Below are 17568 nucleotides of genomic sequence, written 5' to 3'. Positions count from 1 at the left end.
CTTACTTCTTTTAAGATCAATATTACAATCTTTAGACAAATATCTTATCACTTACAATTAGTAAATGTAAACTTTTTGATATTTCATGAACATTATATACAAAAAAGTTCGTCTTTCTAACCCAAGACGAACTTTTTAACAAAATAATATTCAATCGGGATGACAGGATTTGAACCTGCGACTTCTACGTCCCGAACGTAGCGCTCTACCAAGCTGAGCCACATCCCGAATAACAAAAAAGACTCACACTTCGGTGAGTCTTTTATACTGGAGCGGAAGACGGGATTCGAACCCGCGACCCCCACCATGGCAAGGTGATGTTCTACCACTGAACTACTTCCGCAGTACATTTATTAGTATAGCAAAACATCTTTTTATTGCAAGTATTTTTTGAAAAAATATTAAAAAAATAGACCGTCATTTACGACAGTCTATTTAGCAAAAACTATTTGTTCTTTTTCTTCAAATCTTCTTGAACTTCTGCTTCAACACTTTCAACCTTTTCAGGGCGCATTGTTGGGAAGAGTAAGACATCACGAATAGCAGGAGCATCAGTTAAAAGCATTACCAAACGATCAATACCAATACCTAGACCACCTGTAGGAGGCATACCGAATTCCATAGCACGAAGGTAATCCTCATCAATCATATCTGCTTCATCGTTACCAGCTTCTCTTTCAGCCATTTGGTCTTCGAAACGATGACGTTGATCATCTGGATCATTTAATTCTGAGAATGCATTACCATATTCTGCACCCATAATGAAGATTTCAAAACGATCAGTAAATCTTGGATCATCAGCATTCTTCTTAGCAAGTGGTGATACTTCTACTGGGTGTCCATAAACAAAAGTAGGTTGAACAATTGATCCTTCACCGAATTCTTCAAAGAAGGCATTAATAATGTGGCCAACCTTCCAGTAGCTTTCATAGTGAACGTTGTGTTCATCAGCAACTTTTCTTGCTTCTTCAATAGTCATTGGCTTCCAGAAGTCAACACCAGTCTTTTCCTTGATTAAATCAACCATGTGAACACGGCGGAATGGCTTACCTAAGTCAATATCAGTTCCTTGGTAAGTAATCTTACCATCTGGTGAAACAACTTTAGCAGCTGCTCTAATAATTCCTTCTGCCTCATCCATTACATCATGGAAGTCCCAGTAAGCTGCATAAGTTTCAAGTTCAGTAAATTCTGGGTTGTGCTTAGTATCAAGACCTTCATTTCTAAATACACGGCCGATTTCATAAACACGTTCCATACCACCAACAATTAAACGCTTCAATGGAAGTTCCAAAGCAATTCTCATGTAAAGATCAATATCCAAAGCATTGTGGTGAGTAATAAATGGACGAGCTTCAGCACCACCAGGAATATTGTGGAGAACTGGAGTTTCAACTTCTAAGAAATCTCTATTATTCAAATAGTCACGAATAGCTTGAATAATTTGAGTACGGTGAACAAAACGCATGTAACTATCATGATTTGTAATTAAGTCAAGGTAGCGCTGACGATAAATTTGTTCAACATCCTTTAAACCATCCCATTTATTAGGCAATGGACGAAGAGCCTTAGACAAGAAAGTAATGTGAGTAGCACGAATAGTCAACTCACCAGTATCGGTCTTCATTACTTCACCATCAATACCTAAAAAGTCACCAATATCAGACTTCTTAAAAATCTTGTAGTTATCTTCACCAACGATATCTTTACGTACGTAAATTTGAATTTTACCAGTACGGTCATAAAGATCTGCAAATCCAACTTTACCCTTACCACGTTTTGCAAGCATACGACCTGCAATCTTAGTCATAGGCATATCAGCATTTAATTCATCTTTATCCTCATTACTATACTTTTCATTCAAAGTACGAGCTAAGTCTTGACGATCAAATTTTCTTACGCCAAAAGGTTCAATACCGTTTTCACGCATTTCGTCCATTTTTTCACGACGAGCGATTAGTTGGTCGTTCATTTCATTCTTTGCCACTCTAAAAACTCCTTTTATTGGTTAATTTGCTTTTGTCTCGCTTCATATTTTTCCACAAAATCATCTAACAAGTCAAAAACTTCTTTTTTCGTCCAAACATCATTTATTTTAGCACGGGTTCGAGCTGAACGGGGAATTCCTTTTAAATAATAAGCTGCTTGTCTTCTAAATTCGGGAACAGCAATTTTTTCTCCCTTTAAATCAATCAATCTATTTAATTGATCTTTAGCAGTTTCTACTTTTTCTTCAACAGTTTGTGGACGTAGTTTCTCTCCGGTATCCAAATAGTGAACCATATCTTTAATAATCCATGGATTCCCTAAAGCCGCTCTACCAACCATCACTGCATCTGCTCCAACATCTTCTAACATTGCTTTTGCCTTTTCAGGAGTAGTAACATCCCCATTACCAACAAAAGGAATAGTCAAAGCATCTGCTACATCCTTCAAAGTTTCCCAGTCAGCTTCGCCCATGTACATTTGCTTTCTAGTCCGGCCATGCATAGCAACAGCACTAGCACCTGCTTCTTGAGCAGCTAAAGCATTTTCAACAGCAAAAATATGTTTTTGATCCCAGCCTGTTCTCATTTTAACAGTAACTGGTTTACTTACATTACGAACAACTGCATGGACCATTTGATAGATCTTATTTGGATCTAATAGCCAACGAGCTCCGGCATCAGTTTTTGTTACCTTTGGTACAGGACAACCCATATTAATATTGATAATATCAGCTGCTGTATGAGTATCAACATAATGAGCAGCTTCAACTAAAGTTTCCTCACTACCACCAAAAATTTGAATACTCATTGGATGTTCACGAGGATCAACCGTTAACATTTCCAAGGTCTTTTTATTGCGATAAATAATTCCATGATCTGAAATCATTTCACACACTACTAGGCCTGCACCAAATTCTTTACATACTACTCGGAAAGCAGCATTTGAAATTCCAGCCATCGGTGCAACTACTACACGATTAGGAATTTCAACATCCCTAATTTTCCAACTATCGTTTTTCACACTTGCTCACCCTTTCAAATACCCTAATATCATAGCAAAACTATTCATTACACACCACTTTAATTTGCCTTCTTAAGGACATCTTTTAACTCATCTTCAGTAAAATGATATTTTTCTTTACAAAAGCGGCAAACTAACTCTGCGCCATGATCCTTCTCAATCATTTCTTTTAATTGTGCTGGTTTTAAGGTAGCCAAGATTTGACTATATTTTTCTTTCGAACAATCACAAGCAAAAGAAACATCTTCTTTAGCTAAAATTTTACAATCAGTCCCTAAGATTCTCTCTGCCAAATTTTCAGGTGTCATTCCATCTAAAAATAAAGTAGAAAGATTAGGAAGAGCCTTGATTCTCTTTTCAACTTCAGCCAATTGCTCATCAGTAGCTCCAGGTAATGCCTGTAAAATAAATCCGCCAGCTGCCCCAATCTCATTATTAGGCTCAACAAATACTGATAGACCAACAGCTGAAGGAATTTGCTCTGATTTGGCTAGATAATATGTAAAATCTTCTGCAATCTCCCCACTAACAATTGGAACTTGACCTGTATATGGTTCCTTCAAACCTTGATCTTTGGTTACCTCAAGCCAACCTTTTCCAACGGCTTTTGCCACATCGATATGTCCATCTTTTTTAGGTGGAAGGGCTATATGAGGATTTTGGATATATCCTTTAATTGTTAGATCAGCTTTTGCTGTTACAATAGTTGCTCCCACTGGACCATTTCCAAGTAACCTAACAGTTAATTCATCTTTATCTTTCAATAAAGCTGCTGACAAGAGTAATCCTCCAATAAGTGTTCTTCCAAGCACAGCTGAAGATGCACTCCAAGTATCATGTCTTTTTTGTGCTTCACTTACTAAATCTTTAGCATCAACCGTAATTAATCGTAAATTTTTAGTTTTATCAATTGCTTTTACTAAATAATCTTTCATTTTTTCTTCCTCCTAAAAAATAAAGCCTATAAATTATAGACTTTATTCTTTGACTAATATTTTTTCTTTTCCAAGTACCCATTAAATACCACTAGTAAGATTATACCTATGATACTTGTTATAACTCCAATAAGCAATCCGGGAGTCCTATATCTCATTACTACAGTATGTTTACCAGGTTTCATATTTAAACCAATAAATACATCCAAAGTTCGGCTCACTTTAATTGGTTTACCATCTACTTTTACTTTCCAGCCCCTACTGTATGGAATAGTAGTTACCAGATTTTCGTTTTTAGTGGTATTTATTTTTCCTGATAGATAATTATCTCTAAAAGTTGTTAAGTGCATCTGTTTTTTATTATTAACTTGTGAAACTTTAGAGCGCAATAAAGTTGAATTAATATTTACTAAACGTGGCATTTCACTAGTCAGAATTCGTTTATTTCCTGCTAGGCTCCACTTAATTTGGACCTGTCCTTTTTGATTTGCTCGAACACCAATTAGTTGTTTAACTTGTGGTTGAAGTCGAACATCTTTTTTATTAACGGTAATGCTTAATTCAGGCTTATTATTTCCATCCTGACTTGCATGATAAGTAGTTAGTGGATCCGCAAATCCCATTAAATCTTTACCAAATTGAACATACGCCGTTTCTTTTGGTTTCAAACCGTCAAAAGTAAAAGTTACACTTCCCGCTTTATCAGATGTCCGAGTTACTGTAAAATTCTTCTTTTCTTGATTCAACTTACTATCAGTTACTTTAATTTTTGCAACTTTTGGACTATAAGTTAAGACATTTCCTTGAGTTTGAGTTAACGAATTTAAAACTAAATTTTGATTATAAGCAGGATCATCACTCTTAAATTTTAAATTATTAGATAAATTACCAGCAAAAACAAGTGGTAATGTATCAGTTCGATATGCTGTGTACTGCTTTTCTTTTAATAAAATTGGATTATTTTTCAAATCATCTCTCAGCCCATAACTAATATATTCAGGGGAGATACTCTGACTTGGTAAGGAATTATCAATAAAACCACCAATATTGAAAATAGCATCAGTCACTACTGTTCCGGTTTTATAGAAATAATAATAACCATATGCTGATAATCCTAAGTTAGCATATAATTTACTAATTTTGGGATCATTATTAGAAGAAAAAATCTCTGCTCCTTTGTAGTTAAATGCGTAGCTTTCGCCACGATCATTATTTAAAAAATAATTTTTGGCTATTCTTTTACTTTTAACACTAGCTGGCAAATGATCAAATAACTCTTGGTTTTCAGTTACATAATTAGAGTATATATTACTTCTCATCCCTATTCGATCCAACATAAGATAACTACTAATAGCAATCTCTACTACTCCTACCATCACGAGAACAAAACGAAATGATTTATGGTCTGAAAAATAAAGTAAAATACTAAACAAAATAATTAAGCCCAGCGAAACCAACATATACATATCGTATTTTCCATAGTGCAGTCTTAAGACAGTCACTAAAAGTCCAACAACGAAGTAGATTCCTGATGCTAATAGAAGTTGTTTTTTCTTTAAATCAAAACCTGCTAATTCTTTTGCAGCTAATAATAAAATCCAAAAGATAATAATAAAACTAAATCTATATGGAAAACCAACTGGTTTTTGTCCTCCATGCCAGAAAAGATAGATTTTTGTTTGAACCAAACTTAGTAGAAAAACTAAACCAATCACTAAGTTAATAATTCTTTCTTTTTTTGAATTCTTATTATCAATAAAGTACAAAATAAAAATAATTATTGCTAAAGTACCAATAAATAAAAGGGGCGATCCATTAAAGGTATTTTTCATAAAGAGAGCAGATATGCTTTTAGCAATTGAAGAAACTGGACTTAGTCTAAAACCTTCATTGATAGTGTGTTCAGCAAATTTATTATTAGATAGATTCATCCAGGTTGGTAAAGTAATAACCGCACTAATTAGCCCACTAATTAGTGAACTTATTACAAAATCAATTATCTGCTGGATGAATATTTTTTTATCCTTAAAATTATTGATTGTATAAGCACAAAAGGCAATTACCATGAAGATACAAATCATGTAGCCAATATAATAGTTAAAAATTATGGCACATGCTAGCAAGACAATATAAAGAGTCCAGTGTCTTTTAACTAAACCTTTGATCAGAGCATAAATAATTAATGGTAATAGGATTACTCCATCGAGCCACATTAAATTTGCTCCATATCCGATGCAGTATCCACTTAATCCATAAATAATTCCCAGAAAAACTGAATAGATCTGATTTTTAAAATTGAAAAAATTTAAGATTAAAAATGTAAATGCTGCACTAGCTAAACCTAATTTGATAATAATTATTACATAAAGTGCTAAATTTATTTGACTAGCTGGGAATAATAAAATTAGTAAATTAAAGGGGCTAGCAAGATAGTAACCAATGTTTCCAGCCATATCCGCGCCTAACCCATTAGCAAAACTAAATTGCAAACTACTCCAGTTTCCTAAAATCAAACGACGAAGATATTGAAAAAATGACAGATATTCATCTGGTAAATCTCCACCCCATAAAACTCCACCTAAAAACGGATTACAATTTGCCAAACTAGATACAATTAGGAAAATCGCTATAGTTATTCCGAAACTTATCAAACACAGTTTCAGAATATTTTTCTTTTCTTTACTCAACTTTTTCATTATTATCCTTAATTCTAAATACACCCCTCTAATTTTAGAGGGGTGTACAATCTTTATTTCACCTATTTATTAGTTTTCTGACTAATAGATGTTTTATTTTTCTTTAGATAGACCGTATATATAGCTAAGGCAATAATACCGATAATGCTTAGTAAAGCACCGATGACGAAACCAGGTGTTCTATATTTGAAAGTTATTTGATGAGTTCCCGGCTTTAATTTTAAGCCAATAAATACTTTCAAAGTTCGATTAATTTTAACTGGTTTTCCGTCAACTTCTGCTCGCCATCCTTTACTATAAGGAATGGTGGTTGCTAAGTTTTCATTTTTATCAGTCTTTACTGTTCCAGCTACATAGCTATCCCTAAACGCAGAAAACTTCATGCGATTATTTTGAGCTTTTTTAACCTTATCTTCTAATGCAGTTTGATCAATATTCACAAAACGTGGATATTTAAACTCAACTTCATTTGACTTTCCGTCTAAAGTCATCTTCACTACCAGTTTTCCGTCTTTATCAGCTTGAACTCCAATAAGTTGATCTGTGTATTGTTGAAGATGAACATCTTTTCCATTAATTGAGACAGTAAATGGTAAACGGTAATCCGGTTTTTGCTTCATTTGATAGCTATTTAAAACCACAATCTGCTCCATTAAATTCTTACTAAAGCGGATATAACCAACTTGATCAGGTTTCAAATTGCTATATGTAAAGGTTATAGTACCAGGATTTTCGGAAGTTCTCTTAGCTTTAAACTTACCTTTCTTAAATTTAAGATTTATATTCTTAGAATTAATTTCAGCATTTTTAGAGCTATAGCTCAAAACATCTTTTTTAGTTTGAGTTAAAGAATTTAAAACCAAATTTTGATTATATACTGGATTTTCTTCTTTAAACTTCAGCTTATTAGCTAAACCACCTGCAAAGGCAAAAGGTAAAGTTTCATTTCGATAGGCCGTCTTATCACCCTGTTTTAGAATTACAGGATGGTTCTTTAAATCATTTCTCAAACCATAGCTAATGTATTCTGGTGAAACACTTTGATTAGAAAGCGAACTATTAATAAACGTTTTTACATTAAAAATAGCATCTGTTACTACAGTACCTGTTTGATAATAGTAGAAATAACGAAAAGTTGAAAAACCAAGATCAGTCATTAATGAACTAATGCGAGAATCATTATTTGATGAAAATTCTTCCATCCCCCGGTAATTAAAAGTGTATCCCTCACCGCGATCATTATTTAGTTCATAGTTTTTAGCCAATCTACCCGTTTTATCAGAATTTGGAATTCGAGAAATAATACTCTGATTCTCAGACACATAAGATGGATATGCTCCACTTTTCATTCCGAGGTGATTCAAACCAATATAGGCATTACCGGCTAATTCAACTAATCCTACCAATAATAAAGTTACACGAACAAATCGTTTATCAGAGAAATAAACCAAGATTCCAAATATAATTACTAGGACAACTGCCAGCCAAGCATAACCATTCCATGGTCCAATTCTACGACGAATATATACAGCTGCTAAACTAACAAGTAAGTAAATTCCAGCAGCAATGAGTCTTTCGTTTTTACTTTCTTTTCGATACTCACTTAAATTAGAGAGTTCTTTTGCCGCCAAAAGTAAAAACCAGAATACAATAATAAATCCAAAACGATATGGATAAGCAATAGTTTGTTGACCACCATGCCAAAAGAGATAGATTTTTGGCACAGTAATACTCAACACAAAAAATAGTCCAATAACTAGATTAGTAATTCTTTCTTTGATAGAGTTACGTCCATCAATAAAGTAAAGAATAAATACAATTAAAACTAACGTACCAACAAAAATTGGTGCCCAATCATTGTAAGTATCGCCAATAAATAATCGTGAAACAGCTTTTCCGCCACTAATTAAAGTTTTAATTTCAAAATTAGAATTAAAGTCTGCCTGAGACAACTTATTGCTAGAAAGGTTAAAGAAAGTTGGCAGAATAACTACTGCGCTGATTAACCCACTAATGATTGAACTAATTGCAAAACCGGTAAATTGATGAAGAAAAGTTTTGCGATTTTCAAAATTGTTAACTGTATATGCCAAAAACAATATTACTAAAAAGATACAAATCATGTAGCCAATATAGTAATTAAAAATGATAGCACATGCTAGTAAAATACTGTAAGCCAGCCAAACATTCTTCCTGATTCCTCTGATCAATGCATAGGAAATTAACGGAAGTAAGACTAAACCATCAAACCACATTACATTTCCAGCATAGGCAATCGAATAGCCGCTCAAGCCGTAAGCAATTCCTAAAAAGACAGGATATGCTTGATACTTAAACTTAAACCATTTCAGAGTCAGCCAAGTAAAGGTTCCACTCATTAAACCTAATTTGATCAGGATAATAATATACACAGCAATATTCATTTTACTTGCTGGGAAAAGGAACACAATAAAATTGAGTGGGCTAAGAAGATAATAGCCAATATTTCCGGCCATATCTCCACCCAAACCATTGAGAAAACTAAATCCTGCGCTACTCCAATTACCGAGCATTAAATGACGATAATATTGAAAGAAGGACAAATATTGATTTGGTAAATCCCCACTATACAGAACTCCCCCAAAGATTGGGTTACAATCGGTCAAAGTAGATAAAAGGAAAAAGAGAACTATAGTTGTTAAACAACTTATTAGGCTTACCTTTAAAATCTTTTTTTCTTTTTTACTTAAATATTTCATTCTTAATACCAAAAAACTCCTTTCTAAAATCTGTAATTTCAGTATTAGAAAGGAGTTTAAACATCACTCTTACAATAAACTCTTAATCATCCTTGTTTTCATCTGAACTATGATCATCAGATTCATTCTTTTCAGATGGTGGATTAAGAGGAATATTATCAATATTCTTATGATCATCAGGAAGTGGATGAATATCTTCTTTATCATCCTTGTTTTCAGTTTCTTCTCTTTGTTGATCCTTCTTTTCCATTGCAGCTTTTGCCTCTTCATAAGTTGAAGCTTTAGACTCACTTGGAAATTCATTTTCATCATTTTCAGGCATTTTACCAGTCTTGAATAATGAAAGAATTTGTTTTTCGTTTAAAGTTTCATACTTGAGTAAGGCTTCAGCAATAATCTTATGAGTTTCACGGTGACTCTTAATGATATCAACGGCTTGTTTATGACCTTCATCAAGAATTTCTTTAACTGCTTCATCAATCTTAGCAGCTGTAGCTTCACTATATGGCTTAGTTCCATAAGGTGATTGCATACTTGGAGATTCAAGCTCAGTCATACCAACATCAGTCATACCATATTGAGTAACCATACCCCGAGCGATGTTAGTTGCTTGTTCAAAGTCATTTGAAGCACCAGTAGACTTATCGCCCACAACTACTTCTTCACCAGCACGACCACCCATTAAACCAGCAACTTGTTCCATCAACTGCTTCTTAGTGATGATGTTTTCATCTTCTTTTGGAAGCATGATGTTATATCCACCAGCACGGCCTCTAGGAACAATTGTAACCTTACGAACAGTTCTTGAATCACTAAGAACCAATCCAACAATTGCGTGTCCTGCTTCGTGGTAGGCAACACGTTTTCTTTCTTCTGGAGAAATAACAGTATCTTTCTTAGCTGGGCCGGCAATAACTCTATCTTCAGCTTCATCAATATCAGAAGCTGTAATTTCAGTCTTATTACGACGAGCAGCAACTAAAGCAGCTTCGTTCAAAACATTTTCAAGATCAGCACCAACGAAGCCAGGAGTTTGACGTGCTACTTCCTTTAAATCAACATCAGGGGCTAAAGGTTTATTCTTAGCATGAACCTTTAAAATAGCTTCACGGCCTTTAACATCTGGGCGACCAACTAAAACCTTACGGTCAAAACGACCAGGACGAAGAAGTGCGGGATCAAGAACATCAGAACGGTTAGTAGCTGCCATAACAATGACACCTTCATCACCTTCGAAACCATCCATTTCAACCAGTAATTGGTTTAAAGTTTGTTCTCTTTCGTCATGGCCACCACTTACGCCATTACCACGTTTACGTCCAACAGCATCAATTTCATCAATAAAGATGATACTTGGTGCATTTTTCTTAGCTGTTTCAAACAGATCACGTACACGAGATGCACCAACACCGACAAACATTTCTACAAAGTCTGAACCAGAAATTGAATAAAATGGTACACCGGCTTCACCTGCAACTGCACGTGCAAGTAAAGTTTTACCAGTACCTGGAGGACCCTCAAGAAGAACACCAGCCGGAATTCGAGCACCTAATTTAGTATATTTTGCTGGATTCTTTAAGAATTCAACAATTTCAACCAATTCTTGCTTTTCTTCTTCTTCGCCAGCTACATCTGAGAATCTAACCTTGTTTTTACTTGGATCTTGTGGCTTAACATGTGACTTACCAAAGTTCATCATACCGCCGCCACGGCCTTGTCCACCTTGATTCATCATCATCCAAAGCATGACAATAAAAATCAAAGTTGGGACAAGCATCACAATCGTAGAGATCCAGGTTCCAGATTGAGATTCACCTTGTCCAGAAATAGATGCCCCACTCTTTTGGGCAAGATCGGAAATTGTCTTAACCATTGAGTCATTTTGAAGCATCGTAGTACTGAACCGGGTTACTTCATTACTACTTTGTGAACTTGGAATTAGTCCAAATCCATTATTATTTTGATTATTTGACTTTTGAGCTTTCTTATAAGATCCAGTAACCGTATATACACCATTAGATGGTTGTACATTGATACTCTTGACTTTACCCGCTTTTAAATCTTTTACTAATTGAGAATAACGGATATTTTCTGTGGAACCGTTACTACCGGAGCCTCCCACGGCCCAATTGATTCCAGCCAAGAGGATCACGAATACTATGATATAGAAAAGACCGTTAGAAAGCAGTCTATTTCTTCTATTTTTCATCTATTAACCTCCGCGACACTTCTTGGAATTACTCCAACGATTTTACCACAAATTATGCTTTTACCATAGAACTTTGCATAAACTTAAAAATAAATATATACATTATAGCGTATAAAATTGGGGTTATATTCTTGATTTTGATAAACACTTTCAACATAGACTGGATTTTCCTCTTGCCAGACTGTCAAACAATACGGCCTTAAAGCTAAAGGAATCCCATTTTCAGCAAATTTTTTCTTAGCCTTAGTTTGTTTTCCTGTAGCTAACTTTAATGTACTACCTTGTGGCAAGCTCCCTACCTCTAAATACTTTGCTTTTTCGCCATAAAAATAACCAGCCAATTTTTGTGACTTTTCATCCTGGGTAATTAAATATTTTTTTCCGTTAAAAGAAAATTTTTCATTTAATTTAACTAGTTTTCTTTTAGGATCAATTACAGCTAATTCATTTCTATTAATCAAATAGTAATATTTTTGATAAAAAAGCAATTGAAAATTTTCTTTATTGAAAATCACATTTTTATTCAAGTCAATTTCATCAAAATGGATTCTTTGATGCCACTTTTTATAGATTAAATAATCAAAAAAAGCTGCCGCTTCATGTGTATTTAACCGAGCTATATCTTCCTTTTTACCCCGTAGTGCTTTACTAAAATTTATTGGAGAAGGTAAACTATCAAAGAGATCACTCTGACACTTTGAAAGTAACGCTACACTCTCACTAAAGTGGTTAGCATTTTTAACTAGATGACTTGTCTCTTTCTTTAATAATGGAACAACATAATGTCTCAAACGATTTCTTAAAGTGTCATCTTCAAAATTAGTTTTATCTTCAATGAAATCAAGATGGTGGTCCTTATCATATTTCAATAATTCATCTTTAGAATATTTAACTAAAGGGCGCAACAATTTCATTGAACCGAGATTTCCCACAATTTGAAGACTATTCATTTCAGCTACATCCCCAGAGCGAATAAACTTCAATAAAATATTTTCAATTAAATCATCCCCGTGATGTGCTGTTAAAAGATAATCAGTTTGATACTTTCTTCCAACCTTTGCCAGGAATGCATAACGGTACTCTCTGGCTTTTGCTTCAACCCCAGCTTGCGGATGAAGTTCAACTGGCCACTTTTTTTCTACTAGCTTTACTTTAAGGGCTGAAGTTAATCTTTGTAAAAGTTGGCTTTCTAAAAAGCTATCATCTCTTAGACAGTGGTCCAAATGTGCAACAATCAATTGTTCAGATGGATTAGGTAAAAAATTAAACAGCATCTTCAGCAACGCTACTGAATCTGGACCGCCACTTGCAGCCAGTAAAAATTTTTTATTTTTTATTTCAATATTATTTTCAGTAAAAAAAGTTGTAAATTTTGTCATTTTTAGATTAAAAAAGTGACCCCTACCGGTCACTTAAATTCAATTGATTTTTTAAATTAGCTATTTTATCAGTAGATTTCTCTAATAATTTAGCTAGTGGAGTAAAATCTTTGCTATCTTTAAATTCATTAGTTGGATCAACTAAATCAGAATTATTTACCTGACTCAATGATAGAGAAATTTTTCCTTCATGATTATTGATCACAACAACACGGATTTCGTCTCCAACACTATACTTCTTTTTAGCACTTTCCCACTTATCACCGAAGTCTTTATGGAAAATCAAACCATGATGTCGATGTGGTAAAGTTACAAAAATCCCAAGTTTAGTAATATTATTCACTTTAGCATTGAGCCTTAATCCAATTGGAAATTTCACTAATAATCCTCCTCTTTTTCAGGAAGAGTATAAATTGATTCACCAGATTTAGAATAATAGAACTTATAGCGAATTACTTTAGCCACATAATCAGGATCTTTTAAGTCTGCAACCTGTGATTTTAATTTTTTATTGGTTTTGTTAACCTGGTTTAACTCTGCTTTATTAGTTTGAATTTGACTATTAATTCTACCAGTTTGCACATGAACCATAATTAGTTGCAGCCCAAAAATTAAAATTGCAATTGCAAAACAAGCAATAATTCGGTTCTTCCTTACGCGATGAACCTCTTTTTCTTTTCTAGCTGCTTTACGTCGCAAACGTGCTAGGCGTTCTTCATCGCTTAAGGCATTATAAAGTCGTGGCCCTCTCTGCATACGGATGTCCCTGCCTTTTCGTTAATATTCTAAATCTTAATTATATCACCACTTGGTATTAATATAACACCTTACTCTTCCCTTGTCATTAATCAATTAGCTCATACAAGTCACTGGCTTCTGCCTTCTTAGTTGTTTCTCTTAAGTCAAGTACACGAGCTTTTAATTGTTTTGTACCGAATCCGATTTCAATAACATCACCCAGTTTAACATCATAGCTAGATTTTACTACTCGGTCATTAACTTTTACTCGTCCTTGATCAGCCATTTCTTTAGCAACAGTACGTCTTTTAACTAATCTAGATACCTTTAAAAACTTATCGATTCTCATTACTTTCTTTCTCTCCTTATTTTTGAACAATCTCACTAGCTGCTTCTAAGAATGTATGAAGCTCATTAAATAATTGTCTAGTACTCATATTTTTCTCAAGCTCAAGCATTACGTTCAATCTCTTTTGCGGATCCATAGTAATTCGTGCTCTTAGGGATACATGTTCTAGGGCCTTAAAAATATTTGGCCCTTCTAATTCCTCACTAGCCTGATTATTAAAAATGACTTGCAACTTATCATTTGATTTTTGAGTAAGAGATACAACTTGAGCTAAATCTGCATCTGCCTTAACTGTAGATACATTCAAAAGATTTTCTACAGCAAGTGGATAATCACCAAAGCGATCAATTAATTCATCTGCGATATTGTCCGCCTCTTTTTGATCATTGATCCCCTTAATTTTCTTATAGAACTCAATTTTTTGCTCTTGATCTGCAATATAATCATCGGGAATATATGCTTCCAAATTAAATTGAACTTCTGCATTAGATTTAACCACAACTTTTTTACCTTTACGTTTCTTAATTGCTTCGTCTAACATTTGGGCATATAAATCATAGCCAACACTATCAATGAAGCCATGCTGCTGTTTTCCAAGCATATTACCGGCCCCTCTAATTGATAAATCACGCATGGCAATTTTAAAGCCGGATCCTAATTCAGTAAAGTCGCGGATTGCACTAAGCCGTTTTTCACCAATTTCAGTTAAGACTTTATTTGGTTGATAAAGGAAATAGGCATAGGCTAAACGGGCACTTCTGCCTATTCGACCACGTAATTGATATAGCTGACTTAATCCATAATGATCTGCATCTTCAACAATCATAGTATTAACATTTGGCATATCAACGCCCGTTTCAATAATTGTTGTTGTTACCAAGATATCAAATTCGTTTTTTGAAAAACGATACATAATATCTTCCATTTGGTTTTCACTCATGCGACCATGAATATATTCAATTTTGGCTTCTGGAATCAGTTCCTCTAATTGGCTAACAACTTTATCGATATCATCAATCCGATTATGTAAGAAAAATACTTGCCCATTACGCTTCATTTCTCTAAGGACTGCCTCACGAACAATACTTGGCATCTCCTCCATAACATAAGTTTGAATTGGATAACGGTTAGTAGGTGGCGTTTCCATCACTGAAAGATCTCGTACTCCTACCATCGACATATGTAAAGTACGAGGGATTGGAGTAGCAGTCAAAGTCAAAACATCGATATTGGCTTTTAATTCTTTTAGCCTTTCCTTATGCTTAACTCCAAATCGCTGTTCTTCATCAATAATTAACAAGCCTAGGTCTTTAAATTGGACATCTTTTGAGAGCAAGCGGTGTGTTCCAACGACCATATCAATCTTGCCACTTTTTACACCTTCAACTATCTCCTTCACTTCAGCAGGAGTTTGAAAACGTGATAAAAGCGCACAATTGACTGGAAAATCTTTAAAGCGGTCTTGCATGGTCTCAAAATGTTGTTGCGCCAAAATAGTAGTTGGAGCTAAAAAGGCAACTTGTTTTCCATCCCGAATTGCTTTAAAAGCGGCTCTCAAGGCAACTTCAGTTTTACCAAAGCCTACATCTCCCACTAAAAGTCGATCCATTGGCTTCGGACTTTCCATATCAGCCTTAATTTCTCTAATTGAACGAAGCTGATCTGGAGTTTCAGGATATGGAAAAGCATCTTCAAATTCTTTTTGTAAATCATCATCTGGACTGAAAGCAAATCCTTTTTCAGATTCACGTTTTGCGTACAGTTCAATCAAATCATCTGCGATATCTTCAACTTTTGACTGAACCCGTTTTTTAGTCTTAGTCCACTCAGAGCTTCCCAATTTATTAATATGAGGAACTCTGCCTTCAGAAGCCACATATTTTTGTACTAAACCTAATTGGTCAGCAGGGACAAATAGCTGATCATGATGTTGATAAGTAATAGTGATATAGTCACGTTTTTTACCATCTACATCTAATGTTTTAATTCCTTCAAACCGTCCAATACCATGATTGACATGAACAACATAATCGCCTGGTTTTAATTCATTATAGTTTCTTAACCGTTGAGCATTTTCAAGAGTTTTAACACGTTTGCGGTGATGTGGTCTTTGATTGAATAATTCTCGCTCAGTTAAATAAACCAAATCTAAACTAGGTAAAGCAAAACCATGTGCAAAATTACCTACAGTTATTTGAGCTTTATTTGATAAAAGTTGATCTGCTTTTACAACCGGAATATCAACACCATAATCAACTAAATTTTGAGCGATTTGCTTGGCACGAGTTTCCGAATCAGCTTGCAAGATAACTGTATTTTCTTCATTAGAAAATCGTATTAGCTCACTTTTAATCAAAGGCATTTGACTAAAGAACTGTTGAACTTCTCGTGTGGTAAAGTTAAGAATTTGATCAAATTTTAATCGGCCCATTCCTTTTTGGAAAAGCGAGAATAAAATCTGAGCTTGCTTTGATTTTTGAACAACTCGCTCAAAACTATGGCGTAATTTTTGAATATTCAGCATTGCTCCGGCTTTTATTTCTTCGGAAATAAAAGCTTCATTTTGAGCATCCACATCAGCTACATTCTTTTTTATGGACTGCCAATCATCAAATAGTAATAAGCCATCTTTATCTAAATAATCAATTAAATTAAAAGATCGCGGAAGTAAATAATCAATTAAAAAGGCATAGTTATCTGGCAAACCACCAGCTTCTAATAGATCAATTGCCTTAACAAAATGATTTTTAACGCTCTCTTCTTCAGCAATTGATTCGCTCATATCCTGCTTTATTTTTTCTACCGCTTCTTGAAAATTATGTGGTGAAAATACTCGATCTAGAGCTGGGCCAATTGAGATACTGTCTTTTTCTTCTAAACTACGCTGTGTAGCTGAATCAAACTCCTTTACGGTATCAACTTCATCCCCAAAGAATTCAATTCGAATCGGATTCTCTTGATCCAAAGGATAAATATCAAGAATATCTCCTCGACGAGCAAATTCTCCAGGACGGGCTACAATGCTTTCTCTGCGGTAGCCTGCCTGCGTAAGCCATTCAGTTAACTTATCTAAGTCGAATTCTGCCTCAGGCTTAAATATCTTTTTTGCCTTAGTAAAATCTCTCGGATCACTCAACTTATACTGTAAAGCTTGAGGCGTTACTACAACAATCCCCGCTCTCTTTTCAGCTAAAAACTCTAAGGTCTGCAATCTTTGACTAAGTTCGTCCGGAGATGCAATAGCCGTTTGGGTAGCAATTGTAGCATCAACTGGAAAACTAAATACCATATCATCAGGCAATAAGTTTCCCAATTCATCTAAAAGCGTCTGCGCCTTTTCTTCATTATCTTCAACTAAAATCAATGGCTGCTGCCAAACTTTTAGCATTTGCATCAGTACAGCAGCAAAAGCACCTGAATTTACTCCAGTTAAAAGTGATCTTTTTTCTACTGGAGCTTTTTCAATAAAATTATTTAACTCTTTATCTTTTTTTATTAACTCTGTAATGTTCATT

Annotated in this window: 11 protein-coding genes and 2 tRNA genes; all 13 read right to left on the bottom strand. The window is 34.5% G+C overall.

The window, feature by feature from the left end:
- Nucleotides 1–154: 154 nt before the first annotated feature.
- A tRNA-Pro gene (locus H0I41_RS01555) sits at nt 155–228 on the bottom strand.
- Nucleotides 229–268: 40 nt separating this feature from the next.
- Nucleotides 269–343: transfer RNA gene (locus H0I41_RS01550), tRNA-Gly, on the bottom strand.
- A gap of 102 nt (nt 344–445) precedes the next feature.
- Complete coding sequence (lysS, locus tag H0I41_RS01545) at nt 446–1987, bottom strand: lysine--tRNA ligase (RefSeq protein WP_011161471.1); 1542 nt, start codon at nt 1985–1987, stop codon at nt 446–448.
- Between the two features lie 14 nt (nt 1988–2001).
- Nucleotides 2002–3009, bottom strand: a complete 1008-nt coding sequence (gene dusB, locus H0I41_RS01540) for a tRNA dihydrouridine synthase DusB (protein WP_011161470.1) — start codon at nt 3007–3009, stop codon at nt 2002–2004.
- Nucleotides 3010–3068: 59 nt separating this feature from the next.
- Nucleotides 3069–3944 (bottom strand): Hsp33 family molecular chaperone HslO, encoded by an 876-nt coding sequence (gene hslO, locus H0I41_RS01535; protein ID WP_004898919.1) that lies wholly within the window; start codon nt 3942–3944, stop codon nt 3069–3071.
- Between the two features lie 53 nt (nt 3945–3997).
- Complete coding sequence (locus H0I41_RS01530; protein ID WP_135014282.1) at nt 3998–6640, bottom strand: YfhO family protein; 2643 nt, start codon at nt 6638–6640, stop codon at nt 3998–4000.
- A 62-nt stretch (nt 6641–6702) separates the two neighbouring features.
- Nucleotides 6703–9390, bottom strand: a complete 2688-nt coding sequence (locus tag H0I41_RS01525) for a YfhO family protein (protein WP_113886619.1) — start codon at nt 9388–9390, stop codon at nt 6703–6705.
- Nucleotides 9391–9460: 70 nt separating this feature from the next.
- Nucleotides 9461–11587 (bottom strand): ATP-dependent zinc metalloprotease FtsH, encoded by a 2127-nt coding sequence (gene ftsH, locus H0I41_RS01520; protein ID WP_014567079.1) that lies wholly within the window; start codon nt 11585–11587, stop codon nt 9461–9463.
- 83 nt (nt 11588–11670) lie between these two features.
- Nucleotides 11671–12966: a tRNA lysidine(34) synthetase TilS gene (tilS, locus tag H0I41_RS01515; protein ID WP_135014283.1), complete on the bottom strand. Its 1296-nt coding sequence runs from the start codon at nt 12964–12966 to the stop codon at nt 11671–11673.
- A gap of 22 nt (nt 12967–12988) precedes the next feature.
- Nucleotides 12989–13345, bottom strand: a complete 357-nt coding sequence (locus H0I41_RS01510; RefSeq protein WP_011161465.1) for a S1 RNA-binding domain-containing protein — start codon at nt 13343–13345, stop codon at nt 12989–12991.
- Nucleotides 13345–13722, bottom strand: coding sequence for an FtsB family cell division protein (locus H0I41_RS01505; RefSeq protein WP_004895915.1), 378 nt, complete (start codon nt 13720–13722; stop codon nt 13345–13347). Before H0I41_RS01505 ends, H0I41_RS01510 begins: the two co-directional genes overlap by 1 nt.
- An 88-nt stretch (nt 13723–13810) precedes the next feature.
- Nucleotides 13811–14053, bottom strand: a complete 243-nt coding sequence (locus tag H0I41_RS01500; protein WP_004898904.1) for an RNA-binding S4 domain-containing protein — start codon at nt 14051–14053, stop codon at nt 13811–13813.
- A 16-nt stretch (nt 14054–14069) separates the two neighbouring features.
- Complete coding sequence (gene mfd / locus H0I41_RS01495; RefSeq protein ID WP_135014284.1) at nt 14070–17567, bottom strand: transcription-repair coupling factor; 3498 nt, start codon at nt 17565–17567, stop codon at nt 14070–14072.
- Nucleotide 17568 lies beyond the last annotated feature (1 nt).

Origin of the sequence: Lactobacillus johnsonii, assembly GCF_014058685.1 — a bacterium.
Lineage (GTDB): Bacteria > Bacillota > Bacilli > Lactobacillales > Lactobacillaceae > Lactobacillus.
Note: the sequence above shows the minus strand (reverse complement) of the source record. Positions and strands in the feature narration are given on the sequence as shown.

Bases quoted from the DNA above. Each gene is read 5' to 3' on its own strand.
- H0I41_RS01505 (WP_004895915.1), bottom strand. From the start codon at position 13,722: ATGCAGAGAGGGCCACGACTTTATAATGCCTTAAGCGATGAAGAACGC.
- H0I41_RS01500 (WP_004898904.1), bottom strand. From the start codon at position 14,053: ATGAGAATCGATAAGTTTTTAAAGGTATCTAGATTAGTTAAAAGACGT.
- hslO (WP_004898919.1), bottom strand. From the start codon at position 3,944: ATGAAAGATTATTTAGTAAAAGCAATTGATAAAACTAAAAATTTACGA.
- tilS (WP_135014283.1), bottom strand. From the start codon at position 12,966: ATGACAAAATTTACAACTTTTTTTACTGAAAATAATATTGAAATAAAA.
- ftsH (WP_014567079.1), bottom strand. From the start codon at position 11,587: ATGAAAAATAGAAGAAATAGACTGCTTTCTAACGGTCTTTTCTATATC.
- H0I41_RS01530 (WP_135014282.1), bottom strand. From the start codon at position 6,640: ATGAAAAAGTTGAGTAAAGAAAAGAAAAATATTCTGAAACTGTGTTTG.
- mfd (WP_135014284.1), bottom strand. From the start codon at position 17,567: ATGAACATTACAGAGTTAATAAAAAAAGATAAAGAGTTAAATAATTTT.